General features: G+C 62.7%; 17 protein-coding genes and 1 pseudogene. 11 read left to right on the forward strand and 7 right to left on the reverse strand.

The features are described 5' to 3' along the window. Positions 1–1,160: S8 family serine peptidase (locus tag ACIQ17_RS08500; protein ID WP_398467393.1), on the forward strand; the 1,160-nt coding region annotated here is incomplete at its 5' end. A 33-nt stretch (positions 1,161–1,193) separates the two neighbouring features. Then, entirely contained in the window at positions 1,194–1,934 is a 741-nt protein-coding gene (locus tag ACIQ17_RS08505; RefSeq protein ID WP_398467395.1) for a Crp/Fnr family transcriptional regulator, read from the forward strand. Positions 1,935–1,988: 54 nt separating this feature from the next. On the opposite strand, the gene ACIQ17_RS08510 is transcribed toward ACIQ17_RS08505, so the two are convergent. The 4 genes from ACIQ17_RS08510 to ACIQ17_RS08525 form a co-directional block, all read right to left on the reverse strand. After that, the gene (locus ACIQ17_RS08510) at positions 1,989–3,413 is read right to left on the reverse strand and encodes a caspase family protein (protein ID WP_398467397.1); all 1,425 of its coding nucleotides are present in this window, start codon (positions 3,411–3,413) and stop codon (positions 1,989–1,991) included. Positions 3,414–3,754: 341 nt separating this feature from the next. Continuing rightward, positions 3,755–5,266 (reverse strand): tripartite tricarboxylate transporter permease, encoded by a 1,512-nt coding sequence (locus tag ACIQ17_RS08515; protein WP_398467399.1) that lies wholly within the window; start codon positions 5,264–5,266, stop codon positions 3,755–3,757. Beyond that, complete coding sequence (locus ACIQ17_RS08520) at positions 5,266–5,775, reverse strand: tripartite tricarboxylate transporter TctB family protein (RefSeq protein WP_398467401.1); 510 nt, start codon at positions 5,773–5,775, stop codon at positions 5,266–5,268. The genes ACIQ17_RS08515 and ACIQ17_RS08520 overlap by 1 nt, the downstream gene beginning before the upstream one ends. Positions 5,776–5,789: 14 nt before the next feature. Next, positions 5,790–6,761: a Bug family tripartite tricarboxylate transporter substrate binding protein gene (locus tag ACIQ17_RS08525; RefSeq protein WP_398467403.1), complete on the reverse strand. Its 972-nt coding sequence runs from the start codon at positions 6,759–6,761 to the stop codon at positions 5,790–5,792. A gap of 846 nt (positions 6,762–7,607) precedes the next feature. On the opposite strand from ACIQ17_RS08525, the gene ACIQ17_RS08530 reads away from it, so the two are divergent. The 7 genes from ACIQ17_RS08530 (at position 7,608) to ACIQ17_RS08560 (ending at position 15,604) form a co-directional block, all read left to right on the forward strand. After that, complete coding sequence (locus ACIQ17_RS08530) at positions 7,608–8,606, forward strand: putative zinc-binding metallopeptidase (RefSeq protein WP_398467405.1); 999 nt, start codon at positions 7,608–7,610, stop codon at positions 8,604–8,606. Next, positions 8,603–9,637, forward strand: coding sequence for an ATP-grasp domain-containing protein (locus ACIQ17_RS08535; RefSeq protein ID WP_398467407.1), 1,035 nt, complete (start codon positions 8,603–8,605; stop codon positions 9,635–9,637). Before ACIQ17_RS08530 ends, ACIQ17_RS08535 begins: the two co-directional genes overlap by 4 nt. A 430-nt stretch (positions 9,638–10,067) precedes the next feature. Next, complete coding sequence (gene ccmI / locus ACIQ17_RS08540; protein WP_398467409.1) at positions 10,068–11,174, forward strand: c-type cytochrome biogenesis protein CcmI; 1,107 nt, start codon at positions 10,068–10,070, stop codon at positions 11,172–11,174. Between the two features lie 5 nt (positions 11,175–11,179). After that, positions 11,180–11,686 carry a cytochrome c maturation protein CcmE gene (gene ccmE, locus ACIQ17_RS08545; protein ID WP_398467411.1) on the forward strand — a complete coding sequence of 169 codons (507 nt, stop codon included), beginning with the start codon at positions 11,180–11,182 and terminating at the stop codon, positions 11,684–11,686. After that, positions 11,683–13,665 carry a heme lyase CcmF/NrfE family subunit gene (locus tag ACIQ17_RS08550; protein ID WP_398467413.1) on the forward strand — a complete coding sequence of 661 codons (1,983 nt, stop codon included), beginning with the start codon at positions 11,683–11,685 and terminating at the stop codon, positions 13,663–13,665. The genes ccmE and ACIQ17_RS08550 overlap by 4 nt, the downstream gene beginning before the upstream one ends. A gap of 4 nt (positions 13,666–13,669) precedes the next feature. Then, entirely contained in the window at positions 13,670–14,152 is a 483-nt protein-coding gene (locus ACIQ17_RS08555; RefSeq protein WP_398467415.1) for a cytochrome c-type biogenesis protein, read from the forward strand. A 108-nt stretch (positions 14,153–14,260) separates the two neighbouring features. Further along, positions 14,261–15,604: a methyl-accepting chemotaxis protein gene (locus ACIQ17_RS08560; protein ID WP_398467417.1), complete on the forward strand. Its 1,344-nt coding sequence runs from the start codon at positions 14,261–14,263 to the stop codon at positions 15,602–15,604. Positions 15,605–15,623: 19 nt separating this feature from the next. Here the strand turns inward: ACIQ17_RS08560 and ACIQ17_RS08565 are convergent, their stop codons facing one another. Next, a complete protein-coding gene (locus ACIQ17_RS08565; RefSeq protein WP_398467419.1) occupies positions 15,624–16,307 on the reverse strand; it encodes a GntR family transcriptional regulator in 684 nt (227 codons plus the stop codon). Between the two features lie 7 nt (positions 16,308–16,314). After that, positions 16,315–17,211, reverse strand: coding sequence for an amidohydrolase family protein (locus ACIQ17_RS08570; protein ID WP_398467421.1), 897 nt, complete (start codon positions 17,209–17,211; stop codon positions 16,315–16,317). Positions 17,212–17,347: 136 nt separating this feature from the next. Here ACIQ17_RS08570 and ACIQ17_RS08575 point away from each other — a divergent pair, with 136 nt between their 5' ends. Next, positions 17,348–18,319: a Bug family tripartite tricarboxylate transporter substrate binding protein gene (locus ACIQ17_RS08575; protein WP_398467423.1), complete on the forward strand. Its 972-nt coding sequence runs from the start codon at positions 17,348–17,350 to the stop codon at positions 18,317–18,319. A 131-nt stretch (positions 18,320–18,450) separates the two neighbouring features. After that, positions 18,451–18,741, forward strand: coding sequence for a carboxymuconolactone decarboxylase family protein (locus ACIQ17_RS08580; protein ID WP_398467445.1), 291 nt, complete (start codon positions 18,451–18,453; stop codon positions 18,739–18,741). A 12-nt stretch (positions 18,742–18,753) separates the two neighbouring features. On the opposite strand, the pseudogene ACIQ17_RS08585 reads toward ACIQ17_RS08580, so the two are convergent. After that, positions 18,754–21,018, reverse strand: a pseudogene (locus tag ACIQ17_RS08585) (molybdopterin cofactor-binding domain-containing protein); the annotation flags it as partial. Positions 21,019–21,021 lie beyond the last annotated feature (3 nt).

The following is a 21,021-nucleotide window of genomic DNA, read 5'->3' on the forward strand; positions in this document are numbered from 1 at the left end:
TTTCCTACGTTCTCAGCCGCGCGGATGAGATCGCATCCAAGGAGGGGACCGGCCCGATCCCTGTCGTCATCAATCTGAGTTACGGGACCATCGCCGGCCCGCATGACGGCACGTCACAGCTGGAATTGGCGATCGATCAGCTGGTATCGTCGCGCAACGGGTTGCTCAGGGTCGTGCTGCCCGCTGGCAATCATTATCTGGCGCGATGCCACGCCCATGTCGAATTGCCGCGGGCGTCAGGCGCGACCCCGCCTGAAATCCTGCGATGGCGCGTTCAGCCTGACAACAAGGCCTGCAGCTTCATGGAGTTCTGGTTGCCCGGTCAGGCGGCAGCAGAGTCGCAACCCGACATCGCGATCAGGATTACCACGCCCACGAAAGAGAGAAGTCCGTGGATCAGGGGCAACCAGAACTGGGAATGGCGCGTGTCGGGCGAGACGCGGTTCTTTGCGGCCTACGATACGGCGGTCGGAGGGCGATCCCGGATATTTCTTGCCATGGCCCCCACCGCGGAGCACCGAAGTCCGCCGCGCACCGCGCCGTCTGGAACGTGGCTGATCGAACTCAGGAACGAGGGCGAGGCCACGACCGGCGATGTCTGGATCCAGCGTGGCGACACGCCGTTCGGCTATCCGTTGTCGGGGCGGCAATCCCGATTTGATGACGAAAACTATGTGCGCTTCGATCTGGCCGGACGACCAAAGCAGGACGACGACATTGGCAGCCCGATCCGGAGGGAAAGCACGATCAATGCGATCGCGACCGGAGCGCAGACCATTGTTGTTGGCGCATATCGCGGCAGCGACAGGACGGTGAGTGAATATTCTTGCGGGGGTGGACGCTCGGCAGCGCCGGGGCGACAGCCCATCCGCAGTCCGGATCTGTCCGCAGTCGCAGACGATTCGTCCGCCTACAGAAACCTGCTCGCGGCAGGAACGCGCAGCGGGTCGGTGGTGGCGATGAACGGGACGAGTGTCGCGGCCCCGCAGGTCACGCGATCAATCTGGAAACTGATGCTCGCGCAGAAGGCGTGCGATCGCGTGGATATGCAGCGCATCGCGCGCACCGGAGATGCAAAAGCGCCGGCGCCGGGATCGCCGCCGACGACGCGGATCGGGGCCGGCCGGCTCGGCCGGGACGACCGGCGAAACAGGTCCTGATCTCTCGACCAGTCGGGAAGAGGGGATCACGCGATGTCGAAAGCGCGGCGAGCGGGATCGGTCAGCCAACAGGCGGTGATCCGCGCGAACGATATTTTCCGCGGCCTCCCGCCCGAGACGGTGACCCCGCTGTTTCGTCGCGCATCGTTTCAGACGTTCGAACGTGGCGACACCATCTTCCGACGTGGCGATCCCGGGACGCATCTGTGTGGGGTTGTGACGGGATCGGTGCGGATGTGTGCCTCCTCGTCCGACGGCAAGAGCCTGGTGTTGAACCTGATCGGGGCGGGTCAGACATTTGGTGAAATCGCCGTTCTGGACGGCCTTGCCCGGACCACCGATGCCATCGCGAACAGTGATTGCGAGATCTGGAAGATTGCACGCCGCGATCTGCTGCCGCTGGTCAGGACCGATCAGGCTTTGGCGGCAAAGTTCATCGATCTGCTATGCGCGCGCCTGAGATGGACCAGCGAGCATCTGGAGGAGGTCATCCTTCACGGTCTCGAGGCGCGTCTCGCTCATATCGTCGTCAAACTCGCGACGCGCAATCCGCGCACGGGTGACGATCCCGTGGTGGACATGACCCAGCAGAATGTCAGTGAAATGGTGGGGATGTCGCGGGAGCGCGTCAACAAGATCATATCCGTCTGGGCCGCGCTCGACCTCGTCCTGGTGAGGAACCGCATGCTCGTTCTTCGCGATACAGAGGCGTTGATGAAAATTGCCGGAGAGCAGGAGGAGACTGATGGTCTTCACCCTGCGAGAGGATCCTGACCTGTTGTGAAACGGCAGGGGACCGCTCCCCTCGCGGCTCCGACGAGGGCGCTTTCAAGGAGCGGCGGCCAGATAGACCTCGCCGAGGAGTGACGAGTTCGACCATGGCACCTGCTTGCCTTTGGTCGAGGCGACCACTTCGGAACGCACCCGTGTCAGCATCTGCTGCAGTTCCAGACCCGGCGTGATGATGTGACGTGCGAGTGCTATCGTAAACGGGCTGCCGGCTCCTTCGCCATCGAGTGCGACTTGTCCCGGCGCCGTTGCAAATGCGATCAGCGTCCCCGCCCCGAGCGTTCCGCCGCTGCTCAACCCGGACTGCGGTGCGAGCCCGGAGCGGATCGCAACCGAACGGGCAGTACCGGAGACAACGGATGTCCCGGATGTCAACGGATTATCGCGGCAGGCGTCGAGCACGATCACATTCGCGCGCAGCTTGTCGTCCAGGCCTGCCATGATGAAGTCGAGATCGATCAGGTCGTCGGTGATGCTCTTGCCGCTCGTCAGCTGCGCGTCGACCGGGACCAGATAGTTCTTTCCATCGATCTGCATGCCGTGCCCTGCAAAGTAGATCAATGTCACCTTCGCGTGGGGGGCCTTCGCCAGAAAATCCTTCACCGCGCGACGCATCGCATCGCTGGTCATGTCGATTTCTTCCGTGGTGTCGAAGCCGATGCTGCGCAATTCCTGCGCGATCCGCCGCGCATCCTTCGGCGGATTGGGGAGCACGTTGGCCACGCCATAGGTTCCGTTGCCGATCACCAAGGCCAGCTTCTGCATCGGCGCTGTAGTGACGGCTGGCGATGCGGCGACGTCCTGCTGCTCGCTGTTCAGGACCGCGAGACGGGCGGCCGCAATCTTCTGCTGCCTCGTTGCATCGATGATGGGGCTGCCGGCTTTGTTGGTAAAGCGGATCGATTTGGGCTGTTCGAGGGCGCGCGTATATGCCTCGCGGGCCCTGGCAAGGTCATGGTTGCTCTCGGCGAGCTGGCCCTGTGCGACGTAGATCTCGGCGACGCGCTTGTCGAGCGCCAGCGCACGCATCAACTCGGCCTGGGCTTCCTTCGCGCGTCCCAGAATGCGGTAAGTGATCGATCGACCCGTATAGGCGCTCAGCTCGGTTGGATCGAGTTTCAGGGCGGCGTCATATTGCTTCAACGCTCCTTCGGTGTCCCCTTTGTCGCGCAGGATATCGCCCCGCAAGGTGCGGGCGGGTGCGAAGCGCGGTGCAAGCCTGATGCAGGCGTCGACGTCGTTGAGCGCCTGTTCGAAGGCTCCGAGGACCCGATGGATACCCGCGCGCGACCCGTGAGAGCCGAACTGGCGACCGTCCAGGGCAATCGACATATCCAGATCAGCCAATGCTGCCTGATAGTCTTGTTTCTGCGTGTGGGCCCAGCCGCGATAGGCGAGATATTTGGCCTTGTCAGCTGCCGAAATCCGCCGGCCACTCTGCAGGATATCCGTACACGCTTTCATTTTGACATCGGCGTCGCTGCTCTGAGTGCAGGCCGCATCGGCGCTGGTCGCATGTGTGGGCGATGCACCCAGGATCACCAAGCAGCTCATCAGCAGCGGCAGCATATGTCGAAAACGATGCATGCTTGTCCTTGTAATATCCCGTCAGGAGAAATCCGTGCCGGAGCGGTTGCACGCCCACGACCCCCAGGGATTCAAAGCACAGATCGCCCGTCCTTTCCATGAAGGAGCTTTGACGCAAGCTGATGCACGCGCGGCTTCCGCAGGCAAGCGTCAACCTTCGTGTACACCGGCACGCGAAAGCCTCGTTGCTCTCCATTGTTCGTAAATGGCGCAAAGCTTTAGCGCGTTGGCGTAGAAGTCGCCTGAGCAGGCTTTGGACTGGCGCGGCGCGGAATCATGGCGATGACGACTAATACGGCCGTAATGACGGCGAACGTAATCGTCAGCGGGCTTGACACAAAGATCGCGAGATCGCCGTCGGAGATCGCCAGTGCCTGGCGCAGCGAGCGCTCGAAAACCCCGCCAAGAACATAGGCGAGGATGACGATGCCCAGGTCATAGCCGTAGCGGCGCAGAATATAACCGACCACGCCGAACAGAACCGCCAACAAGACGTCCATTGCAGCGCTGTTGGTGGAATAAACACCCACTAGGCAGACGATCAAGATAATCGAGGCGAGCCAGGCGCGGGGCACCTCGAGAATGCGGACGAACAGACCCACCAGCGGAAGATTAAGTATCAGCAGCATGACATTCCCGACATACATGCTTGCGACGACGCCCCAGAAAATTTCAGGTTGTCTTTCAATAATCGTCGGCCCAGGTGCGACGCCGTGGATCATGAAGGCGCCCAGCAGCAACGCGGTGATCGCGTTGGCGGGGACGCCCATGCACAGAAGCGGCACAAAGGCCCCGGCAGTGCCGGCATTGTTCGCAGCCTCAGGTCCGGCGAGGCCTTCCACGGCACCTTTTCCAAACTCATCAGGATTCTTCGAGAGCTTTCGTTCCATCGCATAGGACAGGAAGGTCGCGAGCACGGCGCCGCCGCCGGGGATCAGTCCGACAAGAAAGCCAAGGAAGGTGCCACGCACGACCGGTGCTGCGGAACGCCGCGCTTCGTCGCGATTTGGCATGAATTGCAGGAAGCCTGTGGGCGCCGCCAATACCTGCATCTTTTCCGGCTTCTGGAGCGCCATGGAGAGAACCTCGGAAATTCCGAACAGGCCGATCGCGAGTGGCACGAGGTCTATGCCGCCAGCCAAATGGAAGACCCCGAAAGTGAGACGGGGCGTGGCCGCCATCGGATCGGACCCGACTGCCCCCAACAACAGGCCGAAAGCTGCCATCAGAAGCGCCTTGAGTTTGGATCCGCTCGAGAAATACGTCACCAGCGATATGCCCGACAGCATCACCATGGCGTATTCGGCGGGCCCGAAGGCCAGGACCCACCGGGACAAGGGGGGTGACAGGTAGGAGATCGCCACCACGCCAATGGTGCCCGCGAAAAATGAGCCGAAGGCAGCGATGCCAAGAGCCGCGCCTGCACGCCCCTTCCGTGCCATCTCATAGCCGTCGAGGCACGTGACCACCGACGAAGCTTCGCCGGGTATCCTCATCAGCACCGACGTGATCGTGCCGCCATAGGCAACGCCGTAGTAAATGCCGGACAGCATGATGATCGCGGAGGTAACGTCCATCTTGTAGGTGATGGGCAACAGGATTGCGATCGTTGTCAGCGGGCCGAGACCAGGCAGGATGCCAACGACGGTGCCGAGAAAAACGCCGATGAAACAATAGGCGAGCGTTGCCGGCTGGAAGACGGTGGCGAAGCCACCCATCAGGTTTTCCATTACAGCAATCCCGCTGAACGCATGAGTGTTCGAAGGGCGAGGTCCGGGGCTTTCTCGGGAAGGCTGACATTCAACAGCCAGCCGAAACCAATCTGGCCGACCGCGGCCACCGAAAGCGCTGTGATCATTGATGAGCGCCAACTGATGCGTTCAGCGAAGCGCATGATGGTGATCACGACGACGATGGACGTCACGACGAAGCCAGCCCACCAGCATCCGGCAACCAGCAACGCAAGAGCCAGAAGATAGATGTGAAACACACGTCGCTCTTCCGGGCGTGCATGGCCATAGCGCGGCACGGCATTGTCATCGTCAACACTTGATGATGGCTCTTCGTTGTCCACGAAGAACATCACAACAGCCAACACCATGGCGATGATGGCAATGACCTGAGGATAGAACCCTGTTCCCGGGCCGTCGAAACCCCAGCGTGGGAGCAGGGAGGCCTGCCAGTAAGCCGCTGCTGCGGCGACGAGTAGTCCAAGCGCGGTCCAGCGCGATCCGGTCATCCGCATTGGACCGGTCAGCGCGTTTTCATGCCGGATTCGGTCATGATCTGGATGAAGAGCGGCTCCATCTCTTTCATGTATTTGTGAAAGTCCGCGCCGCTGCGGTAGGAGGGCGCCACGCCGAGCTTATCGAGCTGGTCGAGGACTTCCGGATCCTTCAGAGCGATCTCGTAGGCCTTCTCCATGCGATCTCGGATAGCTGGATCGACGCCGCGCGGAAATGCATATCCCATCGGGCCGATACTGATGAAATTGTAGCCGAGTTCACGCAGGGTCGGAACATTGGTGTAATTCGGCCAACGCTCGGGCGACGTTGACGCGAGCAACCGCAGCGCGCCGGAGTCGAGTTGCGGCTTCATCTCGGTATAGCTCTGCAGCGTGATGTCGACATGACCGCCGACGGCCTGCAACACTGATTCAGAGCCGCCGGCGAATACAATCCAGCGTAGATTGGCGCCATTGAACTTGTTCAATTGAAACATCGGCAGCACATTGTTCGGACTTGTCGAACTGTAGGTCAGTCGCTTCTGTTTCGATTTCGCGATCATGTCTTCAATGCTGGTGATGGGCGAATTCTTCGCAACGCCGATGCCGTATCGCAACTCGGTCGCCTGGGCGATGAGGTCGAACGCGTCCCATGCCTTGAAAGGGACATCCATCATGTGCGGGGCGGTGAGGTAGGTCGAAGAGCCGACAAGCCCCATCGTGTAGCCATCCGGGGCGCTGCGGGCCAGTTCGGCCGGTCCTAGCTGCCCGGCAGCACCTGGGATGCTCTTGACCACGACCGTGACACCCAGGGTTTTCTCGATGTTTCGCGCGATTGCACGCGCTGTCAGCTCGGTCGCAGATCCCGGAGGAAAATTATTGATGAGGGTGATCTCTTTACGAGGCCAGTCGGTCGCTGCATTTGCAGACACGATCGAAATGAAGCTGGGGCCGAACAGCGCGAGTAGCGTCACAAGATATCGAAGGCGAAAAATTCGCATCCCGTTTCTCCCTGCACTCTTTTTTATTTATTCCTTCGAATGTAGGGGCCGGTCGTTGTGAGTGTCAATGGACGTTGTTTGCTACACCGAATGCTATCTGTGTTGCATTGCATCCGATATCACAAGGCTTGCTCACCTGTGCGATCAGATCTGCACGCGCAGTAATTTGGCTTGATGAGCGCTCTCATCCCGCGTCGCTCGACTTGCGCCGACGACGTTATTCTTTAGCGGCACCCTGAAAATAAGCACGTGAGTTTTCACTTCACGTCACGCTGGGTCGTGCCGGTCCATGCTGCGGTCTCGACTGAGAGCTTCTTTGAGCGCCTCGTCGTTTTCCAGTGTGCATCTTGACGCACGGACGCCGTCAGCCGTGCATCGCGTCGTGGGAGTGACCTGAGTGAAAGGCATATGCATGGCTACCGGCCATGAGCGGGTCTCGGCCACTCCGCGCATTGATCAGAATCTGACGCACACCGCCGCCGTCCGGTTCCGCGACATCGGCGCTGTGCGTCGTTACCGGCTCGCTCCGTTCGCCAATATCCGCAGATGTCACACGTCTGACCAAGGCCGGAATGTAGGCCGCTGTGGCCGGCCTGTATCTGCAGGTGAATCGCGCGGGCGCCAAATCGTGGATCTTCCGGTTTTCGCTTATGCGAGCTGTCCGGAGGTGGCCAGGCTCGCTGCCCGCCGTCTTGTTCGCCTGAGCGGGGCACACTTGACCGCTCTGGACCACGCTGCCTGCGAAGGCGAGGTGGTTGTTGCGACCGGAAACCTATGACACCATCCAGGTCGTGTCCTTTATCATCACGGATTTCTATGTCGCTTCGGAAGCACCCTTGGGAAAACTTGTCGGATGACGAGTTGCTAGAACAACGCTTCAGTAGTCTGAAGGTGACGATCAAAGGCACCTGGCTTGAGGATTGTGTTGCCACTTTGCATGAAGAGCTGAAGGATCGCAGCATCCGGCTTCGGCCGCATGTATGGATCTCAAGTGAATGGTTCAGCCCAGCACATGTGCCAGGCGTTGCCATCCCATTCTATCTCGCCCATCCCCGCCTCATGAAACTCGAAAAGAAAATGATGCTTGAGGCCGAGGGGAGTACCCGGCCAGAGTGCATGGCCATTCTGCGTCACGAGACGGGTCATGCCGTGCAGCATGCCTACCAATTGCAACGCCGCCGACGGTGGCAACAGCTGTTCGGCCTGTCGTCCAAGCGCTATCCACTTTATTACCGGCCAAATCCGGCCAGCCGTCATTACGTCCAGCACCTCAGGCGCTGGTACGCACAGAGCCATCCAGACGAGGATTTCGCAGAAACATTTGCGGTCTGGCTGCGACCACGGTCGAACTGGCGAACCCGCTATGCGGGCTGGCCGGCGCTGAAAAAACTCGAATATGTCGATGAGCTGATGAGCGAGATTGCTGGCGAAAAGCCGCTGGTCACGACACGGGCGCGTGTCGACCCCTTGTCCAGGCTGAGCCAAACGCTTGGCGCGCATTATGAGACAAAGCAGGCATTCTACGCTTTCACGCCGCCAAAAACCTATGACCGCGACCTCAAGCGCCTTTTCTCAGCCGATCCGCGCCATCGGCGCACTCAACCGGCGGCTTCCTTTATCAGGCGACACCGCGCGCAGGTCAGGCAGATCGTTGCGCGATGGACAGGCGAGAACCAGCTCACGCTCGACGCCGTTCTAGACGACATGATTTCACGCTGCCGCGAGCTTGATCTGCGCGCCTCAGGAGCCGAACAACAACTGGTGCTCAATTTTACCATTCTTCTAACGGCCAAGACCATGCACGCGTTGTTCGGTCCGTCCAGGCGCAAATGGATCGCACTATGAGGCGGCTGCGCGTGCTCGTTCTCATGCATCCCGATTGCGTGCCGCCGGACTCAACCGATGGCTACAGCGCCCAGGAGATCAATCTCTGGAAGACGGAATTTGACGTCGTCAGCACCCTGCGTGCGGCCGGCCACAATGTTCGTCCGCTTGCCGTGCAAGAGGAAATCCGGCCGATACGCGATGAGGTCGAGAATTTCAAACCTCATGTTGTTTATACGTTGCTGGAAGAATTTCACTACGCGACCACGTTTGACCAGCACATCGCAAGTCTTCTTGAGCTGATGAGGGTTCCGTATACGGGCTGTAACTCGCGCGGCCTGATTCTGGCGCGTGGCAAGGACCTGTCCAAGACGCTGGTGCAGAATCGCCGGATCGCGGTGCCGGCCTTTGGCGTGTTTCCGATGCATCGCAAGGTCAAACGTCCTGCGCGGCTCGCTCTGCCCTTGATCGTCAAGAGTCTCAGCGAAGATGGATCCAATGGGATCTCGCAAGCCTCGATCGTTGATACCGACGAGAAGCTTGCGGAGCGCGTCGCCTTTGTTCATGAGCGGCTCCAGACGGCCGCGATCGCCGAGCAGTACATCGAGGGCCGTGAGCTTTATGTGGGTGTACTCGGCAATAACCGATTGCGTGCCTTGCCAGTATGGGAGCTGAAATTCGGCAATCTGGGAGGGCAAGGCGCTCGTCAGATCGCGACCGAAAAGGCCAAACACGATACCGACTATCAGGAGCGCGTCGGCATTGTCGATGGTCCGGCTGATGATCTCGCACCAGAAATGATGACGCGCATCCAACGGACCGCAAAACGCATATACCGAATATTGGGCCTAGACGGGTATGCACGCATAGACTTTCGCTTGTCTGCGGACGGCACGCCATATTTCATTGAAGCGAACCCCAATCCTGAGATCGCGAAGAGCCAGGAGTTTGCGAAAGCGGCCCTGCATGACGGTATGGATTATACGAGCTTGCTGCATCGTATTTTGGCCTTAGGGATCAGCCGGGCGAAAGCGGGCGCGTCAGTCGGCTAAGGAGGGCAGGCGAAACTGGCATGCCATCCGGATGCTCGGCGGGAGGCTTCGGGAAATTCGCCTGCCAAGAGGCTTTCCCCACTGCCAAATGCAAATGGAGTTCGCCGTAGCGGTCTTGGATCAACGTCGCGGCTGCCCGCAGGCGTGGCAGTTTCTTGCACATTGGCGCGATCGCTTCGACCGTCAGGCCTTCGAGCCGTCTAGCGGCTGCGCCAGACGGCTCACTCCATTTCCCGCCACCAGGGATGATCTGTCCGGCACGCGAAACGCGCTTCGCCACCGACGCTCGTCCCACCGCCTCCATTCTTGATCCAGAGCAATCTCCCGCCCGGCGCGATGGCATAAAAGTCAATTGCGCAGGGGTGGTGGCCATGGTGTAACCGGCTCCAGCACCGTTTAGATCGACTCAAGGGTATGCTGGAACCCATTGATGGCCTTATGGTTTGTCTTCGCCTTGATGACTGCTGCGGCGACTTTCGCCGTGCTGCTGCCGCTTGGCCGGAAGGGCCCGGTCGCCGGCGGTACCGATGTCGCGGTCTATAAGGACCAACTCGCCGAAGTCGGACGCGATGTCGCAGCCGGGTTGATCGGCCCATCCGAAGCCGAGGCGGCGCGCGTCGAGATCGGTCGGCGGCTGCTTGCCGCTGCGGATGCCGACGGCAAGAGCACCGCCGGCAGTGCGCCGGGGATGCGCAAGGCGGTGTCGCTGGTGGCGCTGTTCGGGCTGCCGCTGATCGCCATCGGGGCCTATCTACCGCTTGGCTCGCCCGCCATGCCCGACATGCCGCTGGCCGCGCGTCAGCAGAGCCCCGATCCCAACCAGTCCGTGATGAGCCTGATCGCGCAGGTCGAGGCGCATCTCGAGAAGAACCCCACCGATGCGCGTGGCTGGACCGTGCTGGCGCCGGTGCTGGCGCGGATCGGCCGGCATGACGACGCCGTGCGCGCCTATCGCAACATCATCGCCTATGGCGGCGACAGCGCTGCCAACCGCGCCGATCTCGGTGAGGCCCTGACCATGGCGGCCAATGGCGTGATCACGGCGGAAGCCAAGACGGAATTCGACCGCGCCGTCGCACAGGATGCCGACGAGGTGAAGGCGCGCTATTTCCTCGGCCTTGCCGCCGAGCAGGATGGCCGCAGCGCCGATGCGGCGGTGATCTGGCGCGGCATGCTGGACAAGGGCCCGGCCGATGCACCCTGGCGCCCGGTGGTCACCGCAGCACTGGCGCGCGTCGGCGGCAAGGGGCCGGATCTGCCCGCGCTGCCGCAGGAGACGGTCGCTGCTGCGCAGGACATGACCAGCGAGGATCGCAACGCGATGATCCAGGGCATGGTCGATCGCCTGGCGACGCGCCTGAAGCAGGATGGCAGCGATGTCGATGGATGGCTGCGTCTGGTGCGCGCCTATCTCGTGCTGGGCGACCGCGACAAGGCGAAGGGCGCCTTGAGTGATGCGCGGCAGGCTGTGGGCAGCGATGGTGAGCGGCTGCGCAAGCTGAATGATAGTCTTAAAGACTCCGGATTGGACGGATAGTCGCCATGACACGCAAGCAGCGACGGATGACGATGATCGGTGGTGCGCTCGCGATCCTGGCGATCGCGGCCGGCCTCGTGCTGAACGCCCTGCGTGACAGCATCGTTTTCTTCTCGACGCCGACCATGGCAGCGGAGAAGCAGATTCCGGCCGGCAAGCGCTTTCGTCTGGGCGGCATGGTGGAGCAGGGCTCGCTCTCGCGTGGCGACAATCTCGCCGTGAGTTTCAAGGTGTCCGACGGCGGCGCAACGCTGCCGGTGAACTTCAAGGGCATCCTGCCGGACCTGTTCCGCGAGGGGCAGGGCGTCGTCGCCGAAGGTGCGCTCGATGCCAATGGCGTGTTCAAGGCGGATACTGTCCTCGCCAAGCATGACGAGACCTATATGCCGAAGGAAGTGGCCGACGCGCTGAAGAAGCAAGGCCGCTGGAAGGAAGGCGAGGGCGGCAAGCCTGTGGTCTCGCAGGACACCAGTGCAAATTCGACCAATACCAAGCCGAGCGTGACGCAATGATTGCAGAAGCCGGACATTATGCGCTGATCCTGGCACTCGCGCTGGCGCTGATCCAGTCGACGGTGCCGATGGTCGGCGCGCAGCTGCGCGACACCGCGCTGATGAACGTCGCGCGCTCCACCGCGCTGGCCCAGTTCCTGTTCTGCGGCCTGTCGTTCCTGGCGCTGACCACGCTCTATGTCGCGTCGGATTTCTCCGTCGCCAACGTGTTCCAGAATTCGCATTCGGCCAAGCCGCTGCTCTACAAGATCACCGGCGTGTGGGGAAACCACGAAGGCTCGATGCTGCTGTGGGTGGCGATCCTGGCTTTCTTCGGCGCGCTGGTCGCAACGTTCGGCAACAACCTTCCGCTATCGTTGCGCGCCCATGTGCTGGCGGTGCAGGGCTGGATCGCGGCGGCATTCTATGTGTTCATCCTCGCCACCTCGAACCCGTTCCTGCGCATGGCGCAGGCGCCGCTGGAAGGGCGCGATCTCAATCCGGTGCTGCAGGATATCGGCCTCGCCGTGCATCCGCCGATGCTCTATCTCGGCTATGTCGGCTTCTCCATCTCGTTCTCCTTCGCCGTTGCCGCGCTGATCGAAGGTCGCATCGATGCCGCCTGGGCGCGCTGGGTGCGGCCATGGACGCTGGTGGCGTGGATCTTCCTCACCCTCGGCATCGCCATGGGCTCCTACTGGGCATACTACGAACTCGGTTGGGGCGGCTGGTGGTTCTGGGACCCGGTCGAGAATGCCTCGCTGATGCCGTGGCTGTCGGGCACCGCGCTGCTGCATTCCGCTATCGTCATGGAGAAGCGCAACGCGCTGAAGGTCTGGACCGTGCTGCTCGCGATCCTCACTTTCTCGCTGTCGCTGCTCGGCACCTTCCTCGTGCGTTCGGGCGTGCTCACCTCGGTGCATGCCTTCGCCACCGATCCCTCGCGCGGCGTGTTCATTCTGGTCATCCTCTGCCTGTTCATCGGCGGCAGCCTGACGCTGTATCTGTGGCGGGCGTCGTCGCTGAAGCAGGGTGGGCTGTTCGCGCCGATCTCGCGCGAGGGCGCATTGGTGCTGAACAACCTGTTCCTCACCACCGCCTGCGCCACCGTGTTTGTCGGCACGCTGTATCCGCTCGCATTGGAAATGCTGACCGGCGACAAGATCTCGGTGGGCGCGCCGTTCTTCAATCTCACTTTCGGCCCGCTGTTCGTGCCGCTGCTGCTGGCGGTGCCGTTCGGCCCGATGCTGGCCTGGAAGCGGGGCGACATCCGCGGCGTGGCGCAGCGTCTGCTGGCCGCCGGCATCGCGGCGCTGCTCACCATCGCGCTGGTCTGGGCCTGGACCACGGGCGGCGCGGCGCTGGCACCGCTGGCGATCGGGCTTGCTGTGTTCGTCATTCTCGGCGCCATCACCGATATCGCCGAGCGCATCATGCTGTTCCGGCAGCCATTCGCCAAGTCACTGCGCCGTGCGGTCGGCCTGCCGCGCGCGGCATGGGGCACGTCCTTCGCCCATGCCGGGCTTGGCGTCGCGCTGATCGGAATCGTCTGCGAGACGACATGGAATACGGAATTCATCGGCACGCTGAAGCCGAATGATGTGGCGAAGCTTGCTGGCTATGAGCTGACGCTGAAGGAGATCACCCAGCGCCAGGGCCCCAATTATCGCGAAAGCATCGCGCGTTTCCGCATCACGCAGAATGGCGACGAGATCGGCGAGATGGTGCCGTCGAAGCGAAATTTCTCGGCGCGCCAGACGGCGACGACGGAAGCGGCACTGCTGTCGCGCGGCGCGAGCCAGCTCTACATCTCGTTGGGTGATGACACGACCACAGGCGCAGTCGCCGTGCGCATGTATCACAAGCCGCTGGTGCTGATGATCTGGTGGGGACCGGTGCTGATGGCGCTGGGCGGCGTGCTGTCGCTGTCCGATCGCCGGCTGCGCGTCGGCGCGCCGAAGCCGGCAAAGGCGTCGCGCGCGTTGCAGGCGGCGGAGTAGGGTGATGCGGCGGATCGCGGTCAGTGTCCTGGCTTTCGCGCTGCTCGCAGGCGCGCCCGCTCATGCGGTGCAGCCTGACGAAATCATGCAGGATCCGGCGAAGGAAGCGCGGGCGCGCAACCTCTCCAAGGAGCTGCGCTGCATGGTCTGCCAGAACCAGTCCATCGACGATTCCGATGCGCCATTGGCGCGCGACCTGCGCATCCTCGTGCGCGAGCGCCTCGCCACCGGCGAGAGCGACAAGCAGGTGCTGGATTTTCTGGTGGCCCGCTATGGCGAATTCGTCCTGCTGCGGCCGCGGCTGGAATGGCACACGCTGCTGCTGTGGTTGCTGACACCGCTGGTACTGATCGGCGGGGCCTTTGCGCTCTGGTGGCACAATCGACGCCGCAATGAGCGCAGCAATGCGGAGAGTGTCACGACACTCACGGCCGATGAGGAGGCGCGCATCGAGCGTCTGCTCGGCGCGCAGGACAAGCCGAACTGAGCGCTGGGTTGACATAAGTCATCCCGGTTTTGCGCTTGCGACTTTATCAGTTCTTGACGTTTCTCTGGAACAATCGCGTCGCGTTCAATCACGATCATGGCCGGTGCGATGTTCTCTGATAGCAATCTCACGATCCGTTTTCTGGTGATATCAGTTGTCGCTGCGCTGCTCGTGCTACTGGCCTTTGGTGGCGGTACCGGCTTTGTCGCGGTGCTGTATCTCAACAGCGAGATCACGCGGCTGTCGTCGCAATTTGGCGCGCTCAGCGGCGAGAGCCGCGACCAGGCGATGCAGATTTATCAGCAGGCACAGGCCGCGTTTTCGTACTTCCTGATCGCCTGCGCGGCGATCGGTCTGCTGGCCTCGATCGTCTGCGTCACGACCTATTTCATGGTTCGCAACGGGATCATGGCCCCGCTCGCCGCCATCGTGCATGCGATGCGCGAAGTGGCTGGCCAGAAATACGACACCTTCATTCCGGGTTCGGGGAAGACCAACGAGATCGGCCTGCTGGCGGCTGCGCTGGAGGTTTTCAAGACGAACGGCATCGAGCGTGAGCGACTGACGGCGCAGGAGCTGACCGACGCCAAGCACAAGGGCGAGCGCGTCGCCTATCTGGATCAGACCATCCAGCGGTTCAATGCGCAGGTGACCAATGTGGTGAACACTGTTGCGCTCTCGGCAACCCAGCTGCAGAGCAATGCCGAAGCCCTGTCACAGGCGGCCAATGATACGACCTCGAAAGCCAATGCGGTGGCGGATGCGGCGGGTCAGGCCAGCAGCAGCGTGCAGACGGTGGCCGGCGCAACGGAGGAGATGACGACGTCGATCGGCACCATCAGCCGCCGTGTCACCGATGCGACCCATCGTGCCGAGGGCGTTGCGACCCAGGCGCGCAAGAGCCGCGATACCATCCACACGCTGTCCGAGGCCGCCGACAAGATCGGCGCCGTGGTGCAACTGGTGCAGGCGATCGCCTCGCAGACCAATCTGCTGGCGCTGAATGCCACCATCGAAGCCGCGCGGGCAGGCGAGGCCGGCAAGGGCTTCGCCGTGGTCGCCTCCGAGGTGAAGAACCTTGCGGATCAGACCCGCAAGGCAACCGAGGAAATCTCCCAGCAGGTCGGCAATATCCAGGGCATCACCAATGAGACGCGTGATGCGATCGACGGCATTTCCAACACCATTGCCGAGATCAGCGAGATCATGACCGGCATCGAGATCGACACCGCGCAGCAGCGCAATGCCACCCAGGACATTGCACGCAGCGTCCAGGATGCGGCGCGCGGCACGCTGGACGTCTCCAATCATATCGTCCAGATCTCGTCGACCTCGTCCGAGACCGGCCGCATGGCCGGCGACGCCCGCGACGCCGCCGTCGATCTATCGCGACAGGCGGAAATCCTCAAGCGCGATGTGGACGGATTCATCGCGAGCGTGAAGGCGATGTAATGCGCGGGTCCGTGCGCCGCTAGCCGGCGGGCAGCGCCGCTTGAATATTCCGGCCGGTGCGCTCGATATGCTCGCGCAGGATGCGGGTGGCGTCGCGTGTGCGTCGCTCGATCACCGCATGAGCCATGGCGGTGTGCTCGGCAGGAACATCGCGATCCGGCTGGTGCTTCTTCAGGAAGATGCGGCGATAGCGGTCGCTCTGATCATGCAGGGTGGCGCAGAACTGGCGCAGCAGCGGCATGCCGCAGGCAGAAATCAGCTCGGCATGGAAAGCACGATGTGCAACCTCCCAGGCCTCCTGTTCCGCCACCGAGCGCGACCCGCGCTTGCAGCGGCTGAGCCCGTGAAGCGCGGCCAGCACGCGGCCTTCCCAGGCGATGTCGCCATGCTCGATGGCTTCGCGGATCGCCAGTCCTTCGAATTCCACACGCAGGCGGATGATCTCGGTGAGATTCTGTGCCGACACCGGCGTCACGCGATAGCCGCGCTGGTCGATCAGCGCGACGAGGCCGTCATTCTCCAGCCGGCACAGCGCTTCGCGCAGCGGGCTGAGGCTGACGCCGAAGGCGGTGCGCAAGCGGCCGAGATTGAGCTTGCTACCGGGCAGCAATTCGCCGCGCATGATGGCATCGCGCAGGCGCGCGACCAGGGTGGTGGAGAGGGTCGTCGGTGCCGGGACCGGTGTGGTGATTGCGCTGCTCATGGTCAGGTCATGTGATGGGTGCGAAACCGTAAAGCGAAGCCGGGTTGTCCACCAGTGCCAGTTGTTGCGTCCGGGTATCCGGCAGCCAGAGCGGGATGAGATCGACGAGGTCGCCGTCATTGGGCATCGCAATCGGACAGATCGGATGCGGCCAGTTGCTGCCCCAGAGGATGCGGTCCGGGCGCAGTGCGACGACCTTCTCGATCATCGGCAACATGTCGCGATGCGGGAAGGGCTCGGCAGACAGCCGATACAGGCTGGCGAACTTGATCCAGCAGCGGTCGGTGTCCAGCAGCCGCAGCAGCGTGCGGAACGGTTCGGAATCGACACCTTCGGTCGCGCTGATGCGAGCCAGATGATCGAGCACGAAAGGGCTGCGCGTGGCCTGCAGCTGCGGCGCGACGTCAACCAGTTCGCTGGCCTTGTTGAAATGCAGGACGAGATGCCAGCCGAGATCGAAGGTTTCGCCGGCGAGGCGGTCGAGATGAGCGAAGGAGGCGCCGCCGCTGACCACCGTGGACATCCGGCAACCGCGCATGCCGCGGCGATGCATGTCTGCCAACTCGCTTTCGGGAAGCCCCGAAGGGATGACAGCGACACCGCGTAATCTCTCGGGATTGCGATCGAGTGCAGCCAGCGTGGCGCTGTTGTCGGTGCCATGCGCGCCGCCATGCACGATCACCGCGCGATCGACGCCGAGCACCGCATGAAGCTGCATCAGGTCCTCATAGGTGCAGTCTTCCGGCGTGTAGCTGCGCTGGTTGCTGAAGGGAAACTGCGCCTGTGGTCCGAACACATGGACATGGGTGTCGCATGCGCCCCTGGGCATGGCGAAGGCTGGCCGTTTGGGCTGGCGGTCGGGACCGGGGCAGGGCTTGGGCGAGCCAGATGCGTGTGAACTCATGGTTGCGCTCCTCCACCGCCGTCCGCGATTTCTGCACGGATAGCGCGAATTCTGAGAGTCGATTTGACGACGGCCCCCGGCGGTGTCAACATAAAATCGACGAAACAAAAAAAATCGATTATTTTGGGAGGATGACGTGAGGCATCTGATTTCTGCATTCGCGGCGCTTGTGATGGCGACCGTGATCGTTCAGCCAGTGCAGGCGGCGGGTTTTCCGGACCGCGGCGTGAAAATCGTGGTGCCGTTTCCGGCCGGCGGATCGAATGACGTGGTGGCCCGGCTGCTCGGTACCAAGCTCTCCGAGCTCTGGGGGCAGCCCGTGGTGGTCGATAATCGCGCCGGTGGCGGCGGCAATATTGGCGCGGAGGCGGTGGCGCGCTCGCCTGCCGATGGCTATACGCTGCTGCTGACGGCGCCGGGGCCGCTCGCCGTCAATCAATCGCTCTATGCGCAACTGCCATTCAATCCCGCGCAGGATTTCACGCCGATCGCGCTGATCGCGTCGGTGCCGATCGTACTCGCCGTGAATCCCAGTGTGAAGGCGACGACCGTGGCCGAACTGGTCGCGCTGGCCAAGGCGTCGCCGGGCAAGCTGAATTTCGGATCGTCGGGCCTTGGCTCCACCAATCATCTTGCCGGCGAACTGCTGAAAACACGCGCCGGCATCGAAATCGTCCACGTGCCCTATCGTGGCGCAGCGCCTGCGATGAATGACCTGATCGGTGGACAGATTCCGATCATGTTCGACAACATGCCGGCGGTTCGCCCGCAGGTGCAGGGCAAGACGATCCGCGCGCTCGCCGTGGCGGGGGCAGCGCGATCGCCGCTGTTCCCGGAACTGCCGACGATGGCCGAGGCCGGCGTGGCGAATTTCGAGGCGTCGTCATGGTTCGGCCTTGTCGCACCGGCCAAAATGCCGCCGGATGTCACCAAGGCGTTGATCGATGGTGTGATCAAGGTGATGAAGGATTCCGATATGACGAAGCGGCTGGCCGAGGTCGGGGCTGAGCCTGGTACCCTGTCTGGTGATGCGTTCGGTACCTTTCTCCGGACAGAGTCGCAGAAATGGGAGCAGGTGGTGAAGACGGCCGGCGCCAAGGTCGACTAGCGCAACACGACGTGAGTCAAGACAGGAACGACATGACCAAGACAGATGCCAAGCTCGATGAATTGAAGGCCCGCTACGAGACCATGATCGGCTTCACGCCGCCGAAGATCGCCAAGCGGCTCGAGCTAGGCATGCGCGTCGATCCGGATCTCGTCAGCGCGCTCGAGGACTGGCGCATCGCGGCGCTGACACCGGATGCGCTCGATCAGAAGACGGTGCAGCTGATGGCCTTCGCCATCCTGCTGGTGCAGACCTCGGAGGCCGCCGCCAACCACGCCAAGGCCGCCATCAAGGCCGGCGCAACGCTGGAAGAACTGCATGCCAGCGCCGGCATCGCCGCGCTCTTCCGCGGCGTCGCGGCTTTCAACATGGCCGGCGAGATTCTGGCCGGGCTGTTTCCGGACACAAAGCCAGCCGGTTGATGGCCCGCGTCGCGCCATCCCTGCCAGAATCTTGTCTAGTGTCATCGGGAGTTCGCGGATGCGGACGCCACAGGCATTGTAGACGGCGTTGACGACCGCGGCATTGGCGCCGCAATTGCCGAGTTCGCCGATGCCTTTGATCCCTAGCGGATTGCCCTTGTCGTCATCCTCGTCGAGGAAGATGGCATCGATATCAGGAATGTCCGCATGCACGGGCACCTGATATTCGGCGAGGTCGTGATTGACGAAATGACCGTAGCGGGGATCGAGCATGGCGGCTTCCGTCAGCGCCGAGCCGACGCCCCAGATCATGCCGCCGATCATCTGCGAGCGCGCGGTCTTCGGATTGAGGATCTTTCCCGCAGCAAAGACGCCGAGCATGCGGCGGAGCCGCACTTCGCCCGTGTCCATATCAACGGCGACTTCGGCGAAATGCGCGCCATAGGCGTGCTGCGAGAATGTCTTGTAGGTCTCGCCGCGCGCAGCAGAGCCGTTAGCCTCCAGGCCACCGGGCGATGTCAGCGCAATCAAGTCGGCAAGAGGTGCCGAACGCTCGCCGAATGTCACGTTCGCCTGTTGGAATCTGGCCTGCGCCGCGTTGGTGCCGCGCAATGGTGACGCCTCGTGGGACACCGCAGCCTCGGCGATCTTCTGGCAGAGCGCCAGGCACGCGTTGTGGACGGCGGTGCCCGAACTCGCGGCCCCCCAGGAGCCGCCCGAGCCGGGGCTGCGTGGCAGGTTGCTGTCGCCGAGCTCGACCGTGACCGCCGCGAGCGGCACTCCCAGTCGCTCGGCTGCGATCTGCGCAAGGATCGTATAGGTGCCGGTTCCGATGTCGGTCATGTCGGTCTGCACGGTGACCTTGCCGCTGCGGTCGATGGCGACACGGGCCTGGGCAGGGCCGATGTAATTCGGGCGCATGGCGCCGGCCATGCCGATGCCGATCAGCTTGCGGCCTTCGCGCCGCGTGCCGGGTGTGGCTGAGCGCTGCGCCCAGCCGAAGCGTCTTGCGCCTTCGCGCATGCAGGCGATCAGGTTGCGGCTAGAAAACGGCACGCCGGTTTCCGGATCGCGGTCCGGCTCGTTGCGGATGCGGAAGTCGATCGGGTCAAGCTTCAGTCTCTCGGCCATCTCGTCCATGGCGCATTCGAGCGCAAGCAGGCCCGATGCTTCGCCCGGTGCGCGCATCCATTCACCGCGATTGGTATCGACGCGAACGAGGCGATGTGTCGTGCGCCGCGTGTCCGAGGCATAGAAGGAGCGCGAGACCACCGCGCTCTGCTCGGCGAATTCCTCGAAGCGCGAGGTGGCGGCGATGACATCATGCACAAGCGCGGTGAGGCGGCCGTCGGTGTTTGCGGCAAGGCGGATGCGCTGCTCCATCGCCGGGCGATGACCGGCATTGGCGAACATCTGCTGCCGCGTGAAGGCGACCTTGACGGGGCGCTGCAGGGCACGCGCAGCGATGGCCGCGAGGATCGCATCGGCGTGGGGGATCAGTTTCGAACCGAAGCCGCCGCCCACATATGGACTGACGACGCGGACGTTCTCGCGCGGGATCGCGAGCGAGGCGGCCACACCGCTCTGGATATTGGCAATGGTCTGCGTGCTCGTATGCAGCGTCAGCCGGTCGCCCTCCCATTGCGCCAGTGTCGCATGCGGCTCCATGGGCGCATGGATCTCATAGGGCAGGCGGTAGTTCTGATCAACGGTGACGGAGGCCGATGCGAGCGCGGCATCGGGATCGCCCTGCGCGGTGTCGGTGGGAAAGCCGGCATTGATGCGCGAGGGCTTGTAGCGCTCGGCATGGGCCGCAAGCGGCGCGTAGAAACCGGGCTCCTGCGTATAGCGGATATCGATGAGCGCCGCCGCAGCGCGGGCGGCTTCCCAGGTGTCTGCGATCACCAGAGCAACAGGTTGGTCGTAATAGAGGATCTCGTCGCCCGCGAGCATCGGCCGCGCTCGGGTGAAGACTTCGGGCACCGTCGGCGTGACGGGCGGACCGAAGGCGGGCTGTGAGCCCATGTTGTGATGGGTGAGGATCTTCAGCACGCCAGGCAACGCTTCCGCATGTGTTGTGTCGAGCGCGGCGATGCGGCCTTTCGGGATGCCGGCGCCGAGGATCACGCCATAAGCGGGCGTCGCGCCGCGCGCGAGATTGCTTTGCTCGAAAGCATAGCGCGCGCCGCCGGTGACCTTGAGCCGGCCATCCACGCGATCGACGGGGCGGCCGATGAAGTGACCCGGGAGAGGAGCAGTTCTGATATCCGATGTCATGCG

It is taken from the genome of Tardiphaga sp. (assembly GCF_044340795.1).
Classification (GTDB): Bacteria; Pseudomonadota; Alphaproteobacteria; order Rhizobiales; family Xanthobacteraceae; genus Tardiphaga.